At 39.6% G+C, this 16,250-nt stretch carries 6 protein-coding genes and 5 pseudogenes; 1 reads left to right on the top strand and 10 read right to left on the bottom strand.

All coding sequences use genetic code 11. The features are described 5' to 3' along the window. Nucleotides 1–21 precede the first annotated feature (21 nt). The 8 genes and pseudogenes from ACN076_RS03385 to ACN076_RS03350 form a co-directional block, all read right to left on the bottom strand. Nucleotides 22–912: a glycosyltransferase family 2 protein gene (locus ACN076_RS03385; protein ID WP_261068346.1), complete on the bottom strand. Its 891-nt coding sequence runs from the start codon at nucleotides 910–912 to the stop codon at nucleotides 22–24. Between the two features lie 14 nt (nucleotides 913–926). Then, nucleotides 927–2,990: an SP_1767 family glycosyltransferase gene (locus ACN076_RS03380; RefSeq protein ID WP_261068347.1), complete on the bottom strand. Its 2,064-nt coding sequence runs from the start codon at nucleotides 2,988–2,990 to the stop codon at nucleotides 927–929. A 27-nt stretch (nucleotides 2,991–3,017) separates the two neighbouring features. Then, nucleotides 3,018–3,879: pseudogene (locus ACN076_RS03375) on the bottom strand (SP_1767 family glycosyltransferase). Between the two features lie 442 nt (nucleotides 3,880–4,321). Continuing rightward, entirely contained in the window at nucleotides 4,322–5,542 is a 1,221-nt protein-coding gene (locus tag ACN076_RS03370; RefSeq protein WP_420790123.1) for a glycosyltransferase, read from the bottom strand. Nucleotides 5,543–5,551: 9 nt separating this feature from the next. Then, nucleotides 5,552–5,797 (bottom strand): annotated as a pseudogene (locus tag ACN076_RS03365) (acyltransferase); the annotation flags it as partial. A 139-nt stretch (nucleotides 5,798–5,936) separates the two neighbouring features. After that, nucleotides 5,937–6,113 carry an LPXTG cell wall anchor domain-containing protein gene (locus ACN076_RS03360; RefSeq protein ID WP_336620865.1) on the bottom strand — a complete coding sequence of 59 codons (177 nt, stop codon included), beginning with the start codon at nucleotides 6,111–6,113 and terminating at the stop codon, nucleotides 5,937–5,939. Between the two features lie 2,097 nt (nucleotides 6,114–8,210). After that, nucleotides 8,211–8,810, bottom strand: a pseudogene (locus ACN076_RS03355) (hypothetical protein); the annotation flags it as partial. A gap of 87 nt (nucleotides 8,811–8,897) precedes the next feature. After that, nucleotides 8,898–9,044 (bottom strand): annotated as a pseudogene (locus ACN076_RS03350) (hypothetical protein); the annotation flags it as partial. A gap of 430 nt (nucleotides 9,045–9,474) precedes the next feature. Here ACN076_RS03350 and ACN076_RS03345 point away from each other — a divergent pair. Further along, nucleotides 9,475–9,720: a hypothetical protein gene (locus tag ACN076_RS03345; protein ID WP_142374665.1), complete on the top strand. Its 246-nt coding sequence runs from the start codon at nucleotides 9,475–9,477 to the stop codon at nucleotides 9,718–9,720. Nucleotides 9,721–10,349: 629 nt separating this feature from the next. Here the strand turns inward: ACN076_RS03345 and ACN076_RS03340 are convergent. Together ACN076_RS03340 and ACN076_RS03335 are read right to left on the bottom strand one after the other, a co-directional pair. Further along, nucleotides 10,350–13,766: pseudogene (locus tag ACN076_RS03340) on the bottom strand (accessory Sec-dependent serine-rich glycoprotein adhesin); the annotation flags it as partial. Between the two features lie 810 nt (nucleotides 13,767–14,576). After that, on the bottom strand, nucleotides 14,577–16,121 hold the full coding sequence (locus ACN076_RS03335) for a peptide chain release factor 3 (protein ID WP_001025437.1): 1,545 nt from the start codon (nucleotides 16,119–16,121) through the stop codon (nucleotides 14,577–14,579). Nucleotides 16,122–16,250 lie beyond the last annotated feature (129 nt).

The following is a 16,250-nucleotide window of genomic DNA, read 5'->3' as shown; positions in this document are numbered from 1 at the left end:
CTTTCACTCTCTTTTATTTTTTTAAAATAGGTAATCCCCATTCTCAGCATGTTCCAACTTTTCGCGCACTGCTGCTTCTTCTTGGACAAATTCTGTTCCCTCTAACATGGATAAATTCCTTTTTAAAGCAAATTTATACTGATTAAAGGCTAGTTCCATCGGATAATCTAGCCCTGACATCTCCATTAAGGTTTTAATACGTTCCTCAATCGCTTCAATAAAATCCAAGTGAGATAGACTATAATTTTGCGTCAATCCCTTGTAATTCACCCTATAAGCATAGACATCTGACTGATAACGAACAATCACTTTACTTGCAAGATATAATTTCCACATGATAAATTGATCTTCTGCATATTTTCCTTTAGGAAAACGGATTGTATCAAACAAATTCTTTTTAAATAACTTACCCCATACAGCCGAATATCGAAGGAATGGGTAATCTTCCATACTATCCATACCTTCAATAGCCTCTTTTGCTGATATACGAGATAACATTTCTCCATCCTTATCTGGATTATACAAATAAAATATTCCTTCTTTAAAGTGACAAAATGATCCTACTACTATATCAGCATTCGTCAAAATACTAGCATAGTATAAATTTTCGATACTTTTTTCGAACATAAAGTCGTCTGGATCACAAAAAAAGATATACTCTCCACTAGCACAATCCAAACCTACATTTCGCGCATCCGACTGTCCACCATTTTCCTTATCAATATAGATAAAACGTGAATCATCTTTTGTTAACTCTTTTGCAATCTTTATACTGTCATCTGGACTACCATCATTCACAATAATAACTTCTAAATTCCTATAGGTTTGCGATAAAATATTATGAATACAATGTTCTATATATGCTTCAACATTATAGACAGGGATTACAATCGATATTAATGGAAAATCCATATATTTACACCTTTCTACTTAGACAAATCTACAACAATTTGACTATTATAGTCTTCATCCTCTACAAATTCAATTCCCTGGTCAAAATTAAATTCTGCTGTATGTTTATGTTTTAGTTGTACCCTTGTCACTGCCCCCATTTTCATCCATTCATACTCTGGATCAATATGGCCAAGATCTAAGGCACGATATCCTAATTGAGATAAGCGATAAGCCAATATTTTAGCCGTCGGCCCAAGCATAAGTAAAATTATTCGTCCTGGTGCATGATCTAGAATGGCTTGTTGAATAGCATCCACTTTAGAAAAAGCGTGGTGAGAAGGGCAAATAATGCGTTTTATGGAGAGAACATTGTTAAATAAGTCATTACCAACTCCTGATCGCGTAGTTGCTCCCTCAACAATGAGTATATCTTTATGCTCAAATAAAGATTTGATTTTTTCAAATTGAGTAATAGCATGACTCTTATCTTTATTATCAATGTAGGGTCTTGAAATCCAGGTTGAACCATATCTTTTGGCCTGACAAGTCTCTTGGAAAAATCTGCCATGATCATCCAAAACTTGTTTCCAAAATTTTTCTGAATCTTCATTTTGGAGAAAACTTCCCTTAAATATCTCAAAAATTTCTGGTAAACAAATTAATACTTTATTTTCTGTATCATCTGCATGTAACAATATTTCTCTCATTTCTTGAGCTAACTCTTCTTGATACTCCTGATATGCGATACTATTTCCATTTATCAAGTTGAACTCACCATCTCCAAAACGAATAAGTGATTGTTCCGTTTCCAATAGTTGATCCAAGGTTTCATCTATAGACATAACTGAAATATCAAATAATTCTTCTTGTTTAAATGCTTGACGAAATTTATCGGCTCCAATTTCAGAGAATAAACGGATCGCCTCCTCCATTTTTTCTAACTCCTGTCTTAGAAAAAGATATTGAGGCACATTACCTTTATGAGTAGCATAAAATGAAAAAATAGGCTTATTCATCTCACTCATTCTTTCCAAAATTGCCTCATCTATATCCCCATGATTGATATTCAGATAAGCATCCATATTTTCTAGTAGTTGATCAAAGGTAGCTGGGATACACTCAGGATGTAGATAAATATTATCTCTTTTACCCAGAGCACTTAGCCATGGTCCGAACACCGTATAGGCAGCTATATGAAAACGATGCTCTGGAAAGGTACTGGCTAAGTGTTCAATTCCTTCAAATTGTTCTGTTTCTGTTAATGTAAAGAAATCCAATCCTTGCTTTTCTTTTTGTAAAGAAAATTCACCTAGATGATGGGCTAATACCTGAGAAATCTCTAAATTATAAAATTCCCACCATTTTTCACGAAATCTGTAAGAAACTGAACTATTCCATGGTTTTCTATTAGTTGTATAATGAATCACAAGTGGTTCATCCTCTAGATTAAAATGTTCTGTCCAATGATTATAAAAAGCAACCAAATCATAACCTACTTGAACATTAAACCGCTTATCCAACTCTAACCAATTATCCTGAAAAACAGAGTTCAATATCGTTTGATCTCCGTTAAAATGTTCCAATTCCCAGTGTTCGCTTTTCTTATCTTCAGATAACTCTAAACATTGATCCGAAACAGATAAATCCTTCCATTGTAGATTATCAATAAGCATGACACCGGTATTAAAACTACCATCCACATCACGTACAGCAGCTACTGGAAAGCCTTTTAAATCTGTTAAGAAAAAAGAGGTTAAGCTACCATTAACAATAACATCTGTATCTAGATAAAGCACTCTCTCCCTATCAATAAGGCGAGGAATAAAATACTTAGCATAAGCAATCGGACTAATGTGATTTTGTGTTCTCCACTCAGCTGAAATCAATCCGATGTCAAAGGGAATATTGTAAAGTTCCCCTCCCAAATTTCTCACTATGCGTCTCATTTTTCTAAACCAGTCTGGCATAATACCTTGATTGATGATATAAAAATCGACTGATTTATTGTGATACATGATGGATTTCATGGTCACAGTCAATTGTTCTGTATAAGCTTGATCAGCAATCAAAACGATTGCAATTCTATCTGATGTCATTTCTCCTCCAAAAATCCATGATTTATACTATTTTGTACTCAAGTCAACAACAATCTGACTCAAATATGCTTCATCATCTGCTAATTCTATTTCTGTATCTAGATTAAACTCTGCAGTATGTTTATTCTGTAATAAAACCTTATTTTCAGCTCCCATCTGCATCCACTCATACTCAGAATCAACATGTCCGATATCAATTACCTGCATACCCTTGGTAGTAAGTTGATAGACTAAAACCTTAGCTGTAGGACCTCTAGCATTAACAAAACCAATCGGCCTTCAGAGTGCTTAAGTATTTCCTCCATGATCTCAGCTTTCTTTGAGTAGGCATTTCTGGACGGGCAAATAATTCTCTTGATGCTCTTAGCACCATCAAATAAATCATTTCCCACTCCTAATCTAGAAGTATAGCCTTCCACTATCAGGATATCTCTTCCCTCCCAAATTTTTTTAACTCCTCAAACTGTGATTTTGATTTATCTAAAAAATCAATATAAGGTCTGGAAATAAAAGTTGAACCATACCAAGGGTTATGGCAATACTCTAGATAAAACTCTTCATAATCCTCTAAGTATTGACGCCAAAAGGCAAGTGCTTCTGGAACAAAGCTAAAACGATTTTTTATACCTTCTTGCAAACCAATCACTAGCTGCGGATTACTTTGTTGCTTGACAATAAATTTCAATTCCTCTGCAAGCTGTAGATCATATTGTTGATAGTTGATAGACTGCCCCAGCATGATCGCTGCTTCGCCATCACCGAATCGAGCTATAGAAGATCGATGCTCCAGAATATAATCCAGCGTTTCATCGATGGTCTGCACTTCAAAGTCAAATGGTTTATTGGGCAATTGTTTTATTTCAGCATAGTTTCTAATTGCAGCTACCATAGTATCAACATTTTTGATAGAAAAGAGATACTGTCCTTTTTCCCCATTTTGTGTTTTATAAAAGGCAAAGCTAGAAATATTTTTTCTAATAAACCCTTAAATACACCATCTACTTCCCAACCATAGTTAATATCCAAATATAGATCAGTCTTGTCTAGTAGTTTGTCAATCTTTTCTGAATCTGAGGCCGGATATAGATAGACATTTTCTTTCTCAGCCAAGTTTGGTAAACGTGGTTCCACAAGAGTTCTAGCAGCAATGCTAAAAACACTCAGAAAGCTGTTCTATAAAGCGTTTGGGCTTATATAAATGATTTAGATGTTTAATCCCTGTATTTCTAGCCGCACTTAAACCTTGATTACTTTGATTGATTAACTTAAAGCGACTATCCACTAGATACTCCTCTGTATTCTAAAATAGTACTATTACATTCACTAACTCCTTACCCGCAAACTGATTCTCCTAAGAATTGTCTAATAGACTCTACCATTTTCTCCGGCTCTGCCGAAGAAAATATATGGCTTCGATTATTCGCATCATGGCTAGTATTTTCAAATGCAAATATTGGTTTTGATAACTGTTCAACCACTGAAAGAATGTTATCTATTTCCTGATAATGATTAATATCTAAATAAAAATCTAACTTACTCAGAATTTCTTGAGATTGATACGAAGTATAATTAGGATAAAGTGATACGTTCTTAAAAACTTCTAAATTAAATACTCTCGATCCAAAATAACTATGAGCAAAAATATGAAAATGGACATTTGGAAGTTTTTCTACAAGATATTCTATATGTTCCAACTCTTGCGTATCTGTAAAGATAGCTGTATGAAATAAACTAACTGTTGCGATGTCACTAAACGATGTCGGTTTTGTATCCTTTTCTGATAAAATAGTTTGCCAATCTAAACCATTGTAAAACCACCATAATTCTCGATATCTTGTTTTTATCGAATGATTCCATGGTTTATGTTTTCCTTCAAAATGGATAATAGCCGGCTCATATGACACATCCCATTTCTGTAAAAACCAATCTGGTCTTTTTTCATAAAAAATTTCTGCATCTAGCCCAACCATAAAATCAAAATAGGGAGTTAACTCTTTCCATTTATCTTTAAATAATAAATTTAAAACCCCTTGATCTCCATATACTTCTTGGTGTTTTTCATGAGTTAAATCTAGCAATTGCTGACAAATATTTTCTGACACCCATTTATCAACATTAACAACCATCATTCCCGCATTGAAAGAATTTACATCCCATGAGTCCCTAACAGCTAGAATATAATTTTCATCAAAAGACATTTCAAATAACATATCCAAGGGTTTGTGAACAATCATATCACAATCTAAGTATAAAGCCCTACTTTCCTCCACAATTTCAGGAATAAAATAGCGAAAATAGGTCATATATCTAATATGCTTATTAGGAGTAGAAAAGTGTTTTACTTTTTCTGCATCAATCCTTATATTTAAAATTTCACAGTTTATTTTCCCCAATTTCTTTTCCATGAGACAGAACCACTCTTTGGGAATATCTTCGTTAAAAATGTAAAATTTCAAATCCTTATTATGATAACAAATAGATTTAATAGTCGTTTCCAACTTGTCACGATAATTATTATCTGCTCCTAAAACGATCGCTTTTTTTATATCCATAGCTCCAAATTATCCTCTTTCTTTTACAATAAGATTCCCATCATTATAAACCACACTATTAGCCTGAATATCTTTACGCACTAAGCATCCTGCACCGATAATGGTATTATCACCAATAGTCACCCCTTTTAAAATAGTGACATTACTTCCTATCCAACAGTCTTTTCCCACTTTGATAGGCGCAGTGGTCCACTGCCATTTTTCAATTGTTTCAGCTGTATAGATATGATCATGGTCGTAAAAACGAACTTCTTCCTTAATATTATAACATTTTTTACCCTATTTTTCAGCTTCTATTCACTTTTAATATCAAAAAAATCCCTTGGATGATTTTTCATCCAAGGGATTCTTCATAAATCGAAATAACAATACTTTCTATGTATTTTTAATACGATTATTCTTCATTATCACGTTTACGGCGTTTCGCAAACAGACCTAAACCAGTCACAGCTACCAAAGCTCCAAGTAGTACAGATGATTTGGAAGCTTCTGTACCAGTATTTGGCAATCGCTTACGTGTTTTAGCCGTTTCAGTTTGAGGAGCTTGACTAGTTGAATTCGAATGAATCATTGACGTTGAAGTACTTGCACTTGTCGATACGGATGTACTTACTGAATCTGATGTAATAATACTATTGATATCTAAACTATCGAGCGATCTGATTTCTGCAAGCCCCTTACTTGTTACAACAGAAACACTTGTTGATGTGCTTGCGCTTGTTGATGCTGACGCGCTTACGCTTGTTGAGATCGACGTACTTGCACTTGTCGATACGGATGTACTTACTGAATCTGATGCAATAATACTATTGATATCTAAACTATCGAGCGATCTGATTTCTGCAAGCCCCTTACTTGTTACAACAGAAGCACTTGTTGATGTGCTTGCGCTTGTTGATGCTGATGTACTTGCTGATGTACTTGCACTTGTTGAAGCTGACGTACTTGCTGACGTACTTGCGCTCGTTGAAGCTGACGTACTTGCTGATGTACTTGCACTTGTTGACGCTGACGTGCTAGCCGATGTACTTGCGCTCGTTGAAGCTGACGTACTTGCTGATGTACTTGCACTTGTTGAAGCTGACGTACTTGCTGACGTACTTGCGCTCGTTGATGCTGACGTACTTGCTGACGTACTTGCGCTTGTTGAAGCTGACGTACTTGCTGACGTACTTGCTGACGTACTTGCGCTTGTTGAGGCCGATGTACTTGCTGACGTACTTGCGCTTGTTGAGGCCGATGTACTTGCTGACGTACTTGCGCTCGTTGAAGCCGATGTACTTGCTGAGGTACTTGCGCTTGTTGAGGCTGACGTACTTGCTGAGGTACTTGCGCTTGTTGAGGCTGAGGTACTTGCTGAAGTACTTGCGCTTGTTGAGGCCGATGTACTTGCTGACGTACTTGCGCTCGTTGATGCCGAGGTGCTTGCTGACGTACTTGCACTTGTTGAGGCTGACGTACTTGCGCTCGTTGAAGCTGACGTACTTGCTGACGTACTTGCGCTCGTTGAAGCTGACGTACTTGCGCTTGTTGAAGCTGACGTACTTGCTGAGGTACTTGCTGACGTACTTGCGCTTGTTGAGGCCGATGTACTTGCTGACGTACTTGCGCTCGTTGAAGCCGATGTACTTGCTGACGTACTTGCGCTTGTTGAGGCTGACGTACTTGCTGAGGTACTTGCGCTTGTTGAGGCTGAGGTACTTGCTGAAGTACTTGCGCTTGTTGAAGCTGATGTACTTGCTGACGTACTTGCGCTTGTTGAGGCTGACGTGCTAGCCGATGTACTTGCGCTTGTTGAAGCTGATGTGCTAGCCGATGTACTTGCGCTTGTTGAGGCTGACGTACTTGCTGACGTACTTGCGCTCGTTGAAGCCGATGTACTTGCTGACGTACTTGCGCTTGTTGAGGCTGACGTACTTGCTGAGGTACTTGCGCTTGTTGAGGCTGATGTACTTGCTGACGTGCTTGCACTTGTTGAAGCTGATGTACTTGCTGACGTACTTGCGCTTGTTGAAGCTGATGTGCTAGCCGATGTACTTGCGCTTGTTGAAGCTGATGTGCTAGCCGATGTACTTGCGCTTGTTGAGACTGACGTACTTGCTGACGTACTTGCGCTTGTTGAGGCTGACGTACTTGCTGATGTACTTGCTGACGTGCTTGCGCTTGTTGAGGCTGATGTACTTGCTGACGTGCTTGCACTTGTTGAAGCTGATGTGCTAGCCGATGTACTTGCGCTTGTTGAAGCTGACGTACTTGCTGACGTACTTGCGCTTGTTGAGGCTGATGTACTTGCTGACGTACTTGCGCTTGTTGAGGCTGACGTACTTGCTGACGTGCTTGCTGACGTGCTTGCTGACGTGCTTGCGCTTGTTGAGGCTGACGTGCTTGCCGATGTGCTTGCACTTGTTGAGGCTGACGTACTTGCTGACGTGCTTGCGCTTGTTGAGGCTGACGTACTTGCTGACGTGCTTGCGCTTGTTGAGGCTGATGTGCTAGCCGATGTACTTACTGACGTGCTAGCCGATGTACTTGCGCTTGTTGAGGCTGACGTACTTGCTGACGTGCTTGCACTTGTTGAAGCTGACGTGCTAGCCGATGTACTTGCGCTTGTTGAGGCTGATGTACTTGCTGACGTGCTTGCGCTTGTTGAGGCTGACGTGCTTGCCGATGTGCTTGCACTTGTTGAAGCTGATGTGCTAGCCGATGTACTTGCGCTTGTTGAAGCTGATGTGCTAGCCGATGTACTTGCGCTTGTTGAGGCTGACGTACTTGCTGACGTACTTGCGCTTGTTGAGGCGGACGTGCTCGCTGACGTACTTGCGCTTGTTGAAGCGGATGTACTTGCGCTCGTTGAAGCGGATGTGCTAGCCGATGTACTTGCACTTGTTGAAGCTGACGTACTTGCTGATGTACTTGCACTTGTTGACGCTGACGTACTTGCGCTTGTTGAAGCGGATGTACTTGCGCTCGTTGATGCTGACGTACTTGCTGATGTACTTGCGCTCGTTGATGCTGACGTGCTTGCTGACGTACTTGCACTTGTTGAAGCTGACGTACTTGCGCTCGTTGAAGCTGACGTACTTGCTGATGTACTTGCGCTCGTTGAGGCGGACGTGCTAGCCGATGTGCTTGCGCTCGTTGAGGCGGACGTGCTTGCTGATGTACTTACGCTTGTTGACGCTGACGTAGACGCTACGGCACTTGTTGACGCTGACGTACTTGATGATGTACTTGCTGACGTACTTGCGCTTGTTGAGGCTGATTCTGATTTGTAAACTCTATCAGAAACTGTTTCATTTTGCTTATAAACTGTTGGTTCGTACGGTTGACTACCAGACGCTACTTTAGCATTATCTTTATAGTAGACCGTTGCAACACCATTAGGAGCAACTTCAATCCTTGAAATACGATCATGACCTCTTGAAGTCACCTTATCATGAGCTTCTCTAATTTTCTCCCTAACATTTTCTTTATCATCATCTGTTAGATTGTTCTTATTCTTCACTTCAGTAACAGAAATTTCCGGTTTTTTGAACAATTCCTCCAACTTACCTTGTACTACGGCAAACCACGGACTTTCAACAGAATTACCACTTGGATCAACGGCCGTCACTACACGAGAGAATTTATTCCCTGCTCTCCAAGTCATATCACTATTTGCAACAGCATTTACTGTCACTGTAGTTCTATCAGTACTCGTTAAAGTCGTAATATTTCCTACACTACCGCTACCCCAGTTGCGATTATTTTCGAAAAAGTCATCTAACGCTCCAATGCTAGTAGAAGAAGTTTTTTTATTTAATTTTAGTTCCGTTAGTTTACCACTATTATCAGCACCTCTAAAAGTGACTTGAATTTTATCTCCGGCATAAAAGATATATCGTCCTTCACTATCCCTTGTAGGCTCCTCACCGTTAACCTTAACAGTGTAAGTGACAGTTGGCGCAACGCGCTCAGCAGTAACCGTCGTTCTCGTTTCAGTTGAATCTAAGCCATTAACTGTAGATTTGGCAGAAATGTCTCCTATAGGCAACAAGCCGTTATTAGTATCTGTGACAGGTTTTAAATCAGAAGATCCAAATGTCACACTTGTTCCAGTAGATTTTTTAGTAAAGATTTGGTTACCAATCGTTAAAGTGACTGTTGCTCCTGGCGTTACGTTATTTACTACGATTTGAGGGTTTGGCAAGCCACCCTTTTCATTCACAGAATCATTTGCGATTTCAGGTGCTTGTGGATTAACCTTAATCGTAATCGAAACATTCTGTTTTGCTCTGTATCCAGTAGAATCTGCGGGAAGTTCTACCTCTACTTGTTTAGTAAAGGTACCTACAGTACTAAGTGACGGAGCACCATCAACCCATCTATAATTAGTTCCTGTCGGATTAAAATCTGGATTCCCTGATGCTGCCATTACAGCTTCTTTGGGACTTGTTACAATTTGTTGAAAGTCTGAGTCGTTTGTATTATTTTGTGTAAAAGTATACGAACGCTTTGGTTCAAATTTATAAACATTATGGACAACATCAACAGTTTTACTTAGTTTAACAGTATTCCCTTCACCTGTCCGACCTACAGGGTAAGTAAAAGTCACCTGATGATTATGTCGTCCCACTGTAGTGGTATTAATTGGTGAACTTGCTACTGGTTGCCCATTATTTCGCCAAGTTTGACGAGCTCCACGTGGGTAGTCGTCACTTCCTTCTTTATTCACATATCTATACCAAACTGTGTCATTATGGGGAGCTGTACCTTGAATATCATTCACAGGTCCTTTAGGGGCAATCGTAGCCAAAACCTCATAGTTGACCATTACATCATCGAATGATTCATCCGAATAAGTAACACGCGCAATAGCTCTCTTTGTTCCAGTAGTCGAATTATCAATACCACTCGTCCATCTGACACTTGCTCCTGTAGGTAAAGGTTGCCCACCTTCAAGTTGAACAAAGTTAGCTGCATCATTCAAATCGTTAGCTCTTTCACCAACATAAGTATAAAGCGTACTCACTTTAGCAACCGCAGTATACTTATCGGTTTGGTCCTTAACAACAAATTTGACATAACCATAGTTGTCATCTGTCTTATTTAGAGTACTCTGGTTATCCGTAGCTACAAGCTTACGTTCAGTAGACTGCCCTTTTCGCATACTTTTATCCAAAGTACCCGTCAAAGTAATCGTAGCATTAGCTTGGTCTGTAGTTGCAGTGATGGTATTAGAACGTGTGACACCTGTGAAACCACCATAGTTAGCAACAGGTCCATTACCAGTACCATCTCCACTTCCATCCGTTCTAGTCAATTTCAATGAACTGATTTTTCCAGAATCATCCGTAGCTTTTAGGGTAATATTGACCGGCTCATTACGATAAAGATAAATTTCTTTTGTTGCCTGATTGTCATAAGTAATTTCCAATTTCGGACGTTCATTGACTGTTACTGACTGTGGAATCTCATCACTCTTTGTTCCATCCCTATAGACAATTTTTGCTGCACCATTAACCTGAACTTCAATGTCTCTGATACGATAAGCTGCCTTGTTGTTTTTAGCATAGATAGCTTCCTTAACAGCATTCATCTCACTCTCTGTGAGATGATTCTTATCTACTACAGGAGTAAAGTCTGGATTTTTTATTTTAAATTCTGGTTCGTGCTTATAGCGCTCATTCAAGGCACGTTGCTTGATAAAGAAGTTCCCTTTATTTGCGTCCCCAGCTTGAGTATAGTTACCTGCCTTATCTGTTGCGACAGCATTTCTGCGCCAATGATTCCCACCGTCAAATGTCAAATCATCCTTCATGTGTCCCATAGCAGTAATACGAGCTGGACTAGATGTAGTTGCTACGATTTCGCCATCAGAATCAGATAAAAAAGTGGCCGAACCAGTACCGTATTTATCATCTCCAAATATGTTTCTAGCCATCTCTTCAGCAGGTCTTGTATTATCTGATTGTGCAACAAGTTTAAATTCTCTCAATTTACCCTTGTTATCAGTCGCAGTCATATCAACTTTGAAATCATCACCAGCATAGATATAGTAATAATTGTTGCCGTCTGTACCTTTTTCTGGAGCAACAGTCTTTCCACCATCACGTGTAACCGATACAGAAACATCAGGAATTTCCTTCTCTATCTCTAGGGTTGCTTTGACTATATCTTGCGTCCTATCCCGATAAGTAATAGTAATATCTCCATTACTAGCTACATTGATTAAACCTTCTTGAAGTCCTTTTTTATAGTCACTTGATCCTGCACCTGAAACAAGATCAGCATTGGCCGTTTTAAAGTTAGCCAACACTTGATTTCTTTCTTCCTCACTTAAATTTGTTAGATTACTAACCGAAACAGCATCGCCACTGACAGGACTATTACGTTCGTTGAAACCTTTGACTGTGATAGTTATATTCTTATATGTCTGTTCATTGTTAGGACTCGAAGCACCAACTTGATAAGAGTATGTTTTCCCAACTGTAGCAGATGCAGTCCCGTTCCCAACAGTTCCCTTAAGCGCAGCTGTTATATTGTCGTAATAACCTTGCACGCCCTTATTAGGCCCTACAACATCAACACCTGGGATAGGGTCAGAAGCTGTCTTATCCCATAACCTTACACTAGTTTTAGAATTCCCTCTAGATATTCTGATAACATTTTCGATATTATCATCATTATACACACTCATATTCTCGTTACCAACTGTTATAGTTGGTGCATTCGAAACCACCCTTGGTTGAGCACTTCTGCTACCTCCACGACTACCAGTTGGAACAGTTGAGCTCATTAAATTGCTATAATTACCAGAAATATTTGCACTTGTAAACGGTTGGCTACTTGTAGCAACTTTTGCGTTCAAGCTTGCAGTTCGTGACTGATTATTTACAGTGGCATGAACCTCAAGCGTTGCTTCTAGGTTTCTTTCTTTACCATGACGGATATCATAGACATACTCATTTCTTGAACCACCACGTTTATCCATATTTTGACCATCAAAGGTTACACGAGTAATCGTCGTATTGGAATCTACATCCGCAATTAGTCCTACATGATGCAAGGCATTGTTAGCGTGCATATTGATACGCCAAACAACTTCGTTAGTATTTGGATTATAATTAGTAGACGCAATTGAAGCTGTCGTACCATGGCTAGAGAATGAGGCTCTAGGAGAAGAGCCTCTCTCTATCGCTTGTCCATTCCGCACATCACGTTGTCCTGAAGTGGCACGCAACACAGTATTAGCAATCGAATTACGAGCAGAGGTCGCTAGTTTTACAGTTTCTGTCAAATCTGCCTTAGGATTAGCAAGAGCTGTCTCGATAGCAGTCACCGCAGCATTCACTTTCGCTATAGCTGCATCACTATTAGGTAAACCGACCGCTTTTGCTAGGTACTCACCCATTTCAGCTGAAAGTTTGGTTAACTTCTTACGATTTTCATCCTGTTGTTTAGCTGAAACTTCCGATGTTGCTATGGCACCAGCAGTCACTCCTGCCAAACTACTTATTTCTGCATTCGTGTCAACCAAACCTTTTTCCAATTTAGCTGATTCCAATACAGGAGCACCTAGCTTAGAGGCAGATAACTCTTCTTTAGCCAACTGACTTTCTTTTGACACAAACTCTGCTTTTCCAGAAGTCTCAGAAGCAGTAGTAGAAAGTGCACTATTACCTGACGTCACCATCGACTGACTAGAGCTTACAGAAGTACTTGCTGAAACGCTAGCCGAAGTTGACGCGCTTTCTGAGGCACTTGTTGACATACTTGCAGAAGTGCTAGCGCTAGCTGATAGACTAGTGGATACTGATTCTGAAGTAGATACACTCTCGCTTACTGAATGAGACAGACTTGCCGAATTCTCCGCATCCACTTTTGCAGTTGTACCAAGGACAACTGTATCATGCGTTGCTAGAGCATCTGAACTATCTAACGTTTTTTCAAGAGCTACCGCTTCGTTTGCAAAAACTTTTGTCTGAGTAGCAACAGCCCCGCCTAATACGGCACCTGTTGCCGCAATACCTCTTATAATATCAAGACCCGTAATCGTTTGATTAGTTTGGTTTTCTACTACTTCGGTCATAACCTGAGTAGTATCTACACCACCACGTAAAACCTTGAATAAACCAAAAAGAGAGGTTGAGGCTCTCAACCAATGCTTACCGGATTTTACCAGTTTGTATCGAGTCACACGATCAGTTTCGCGATATTGACCCTTTTGACGTCTGAAAAACATTTATTTTTTCCCTCCAAAAAATTTCTATATTAATTAGTTTAATGCAATCATTTTTCATTATACACAAATTATCATAGTAAATCAACTTGTTTTTAATATATTTTGCTAAAAAAAAAAAAAAAGCATTTTCTGCTTGATTTTGCATGGAGGTCTCATTGAGAAATAAAATTAATATAATAAACAACCGAATCCCTCATTGACTAGGCTATAAAAAAGAGAAATCCATTATTTTTACCGATGAATACATCATACTTATCCAAAATTAAAAAGAGCATAAATTTTCTTCGTATAGACATATATATTGTATGCTATTCATAGAACTCCTCTCTATTTCCATTAGAATGAAGAGATAGTAAATTTCAAAGTATATAGTTTAACTACTATATTTCTTTAGCAGGCCAGCAAGAAAAAGATGTACTTTGATTTTAATTGACTATTAGTAAGGCAAATAGCTAGACTCACTAACCCTTACAAAAAATCCCACAATGCCATAACATTCGCAGGATTTTCTGACATAGGAGATTTGAATAAAGCACTATAGTAGTTACTAATCCAAGGCCAAAACACCAAGCTTAGTAACTTCCCATTTGCCACAATAACAAAGCCCAAGAATTGATAGCATTCCTGGACTTCTATTATTAGAATATTTAGATCAACCAACATAGCGGTTACCGATTGTTACATTACGACACGGAGTTTGGCAAATCGATTCTATTTGCCAAACGAAGTTAATGAGGCAGTTAGCTAGACCGCAAAATAGCGGCTAGCGTCCAACAATTAGGAACTTCAGTTCCAATTGTTGGTACTGAGTTACATTTTTTCCTCCAACTCTACATCTGGATACTTGTCCGCAAACCAGCGAAGGGCAAAGTCATTTTCAAAGAGGAAGACTGGTTGGTCAAAGCGGTCTTTGGCCAAGATATTGCGACTTGATGACATCCGTTCATCCAAGTCCTCAGGCTTGATCCAACGAACAGTCTTTTTACCCATTGGACTCATGACCACTTCCGCATTGTACTCACCTTCCATACGGTGTTTAAATACTTCAAACTGAAGTTGCCCCACAGCCCCTAGCATGTACTCACCTGTTTGGTAATTCTTATAAAGCTGAATGGCTCCCTCTTGCACCAATTGCTCAATCCCCTTGTGGAAGGATTTTTGCTTCATGACATTCTTAGCAGAAACTTTCATGAAAATTTCAGGAGTAAAGGTTGGCAGGGGTTCAAATTCAAACTTGTTTTTTCCAACTGTCAAAGTATCCCCAACCTGATAAGTACCGGTATCGTAAACCCCGATAATATCCCCTGCCACGGCATTGGTCACATTCTCACGACTTTCCGCCATAAACTGAGTCACATTCGACAGTTTAGCCCCCTTACCAGTACGAGGCAGATTGACACTCATGCCACGCTCAAATTCACCTGACACGATACGGACAAAGGCAATACGGTCACGGTGGCGAGGGTCCATGTTGGCTTGGATTTTAAAGACAAATCCTGAGAAATCCTTGTCATAAGGATCCACAATTTCGCCATCTGTTTTCTTATGCCCATGTGGTTCAGGAGCAAACTTAAGGAAGGTCTCAAGGAAGGTCTGCACCCCAAAGTTAGTGAGGGCTGAACCGAAGAAGACAGGCGTCAATTCTCCAGCAAGGATTGCTTCCTCTGAGAACTCATTCCCAGCTTCATTTAAAAGTTCAATATCATCCTTGACTTGCTCATAGAAAGGATTGCTGCCAAAAAGCTTGTCTCCATCTTCTAGACTGGCAAAACGCTCATCCCCCTTGTAAAGTTCCAAGCGTTGGTTATAGAGGTCATACAAGCCTTCAAAGGCTTTCCCCATCCCGATTGGCCAGTTCATCGGATAGCTCGCAATGCCCAAAACTTCTTCCAATTCTTGCAAGAGGTCCAGCGGCTCACGACCATCACGGTCTAGCTTGTTCATAAAGGTAAAGACTGGAATGCCACGGTGCTTCACAACCTCAAACAATTTCTTGGTTTGAGCCTCGATCCCCTTGGCAGAGTCCACGACCATGACCGCAGCATCCACCGCCATCAAGGTACGATAGGTATCTTCTGAAAAGTCCTCATGCCCTGGTGTATCTAGGATATTCACGCGCTTACCATCGTAGTCAAACTGCATAACAGATGAAGTAACGGAAATCCCACGTTGCTTCTCGATATCCATCCAGTCAGACTTGGCAAAAGTCCCTGTTTTCTTTCCTTTTACGGTACCAGCCTCACGAATTTCGCCCCCAAAGTAGAGCAACTGCTCGGTGATGGTTGTTTTCCCCGCGTCAGGGTGGGAGATGATGGCAAAGGTACGACGTTTCTTAATTTCTTCTTGAATATTCATAAGTTCTCTTTCTTTGATTCTCTATTTTTCTTGTTTCAATAGCTAAGAATGATTTCTACATTGGATTTTACCATTCCTTTCAACACTCCATTATATCGGATTTTGCCATTTTTTTCAATTTCTATTTCT

It is taken from the genome of Streptococcus sp. K0074, from assembly GCF_048843365.1.
GTDB lineage: Bacteria > Bacillota > Bacilli > Lactobacillales > Streptococcaceae > Streptococcus > Streptococcus mitis_BM.
Note: the sequence above shows the minus strand (reverse complement) of the source record. Positions and strands in the feature narration are given on the sequence as shown.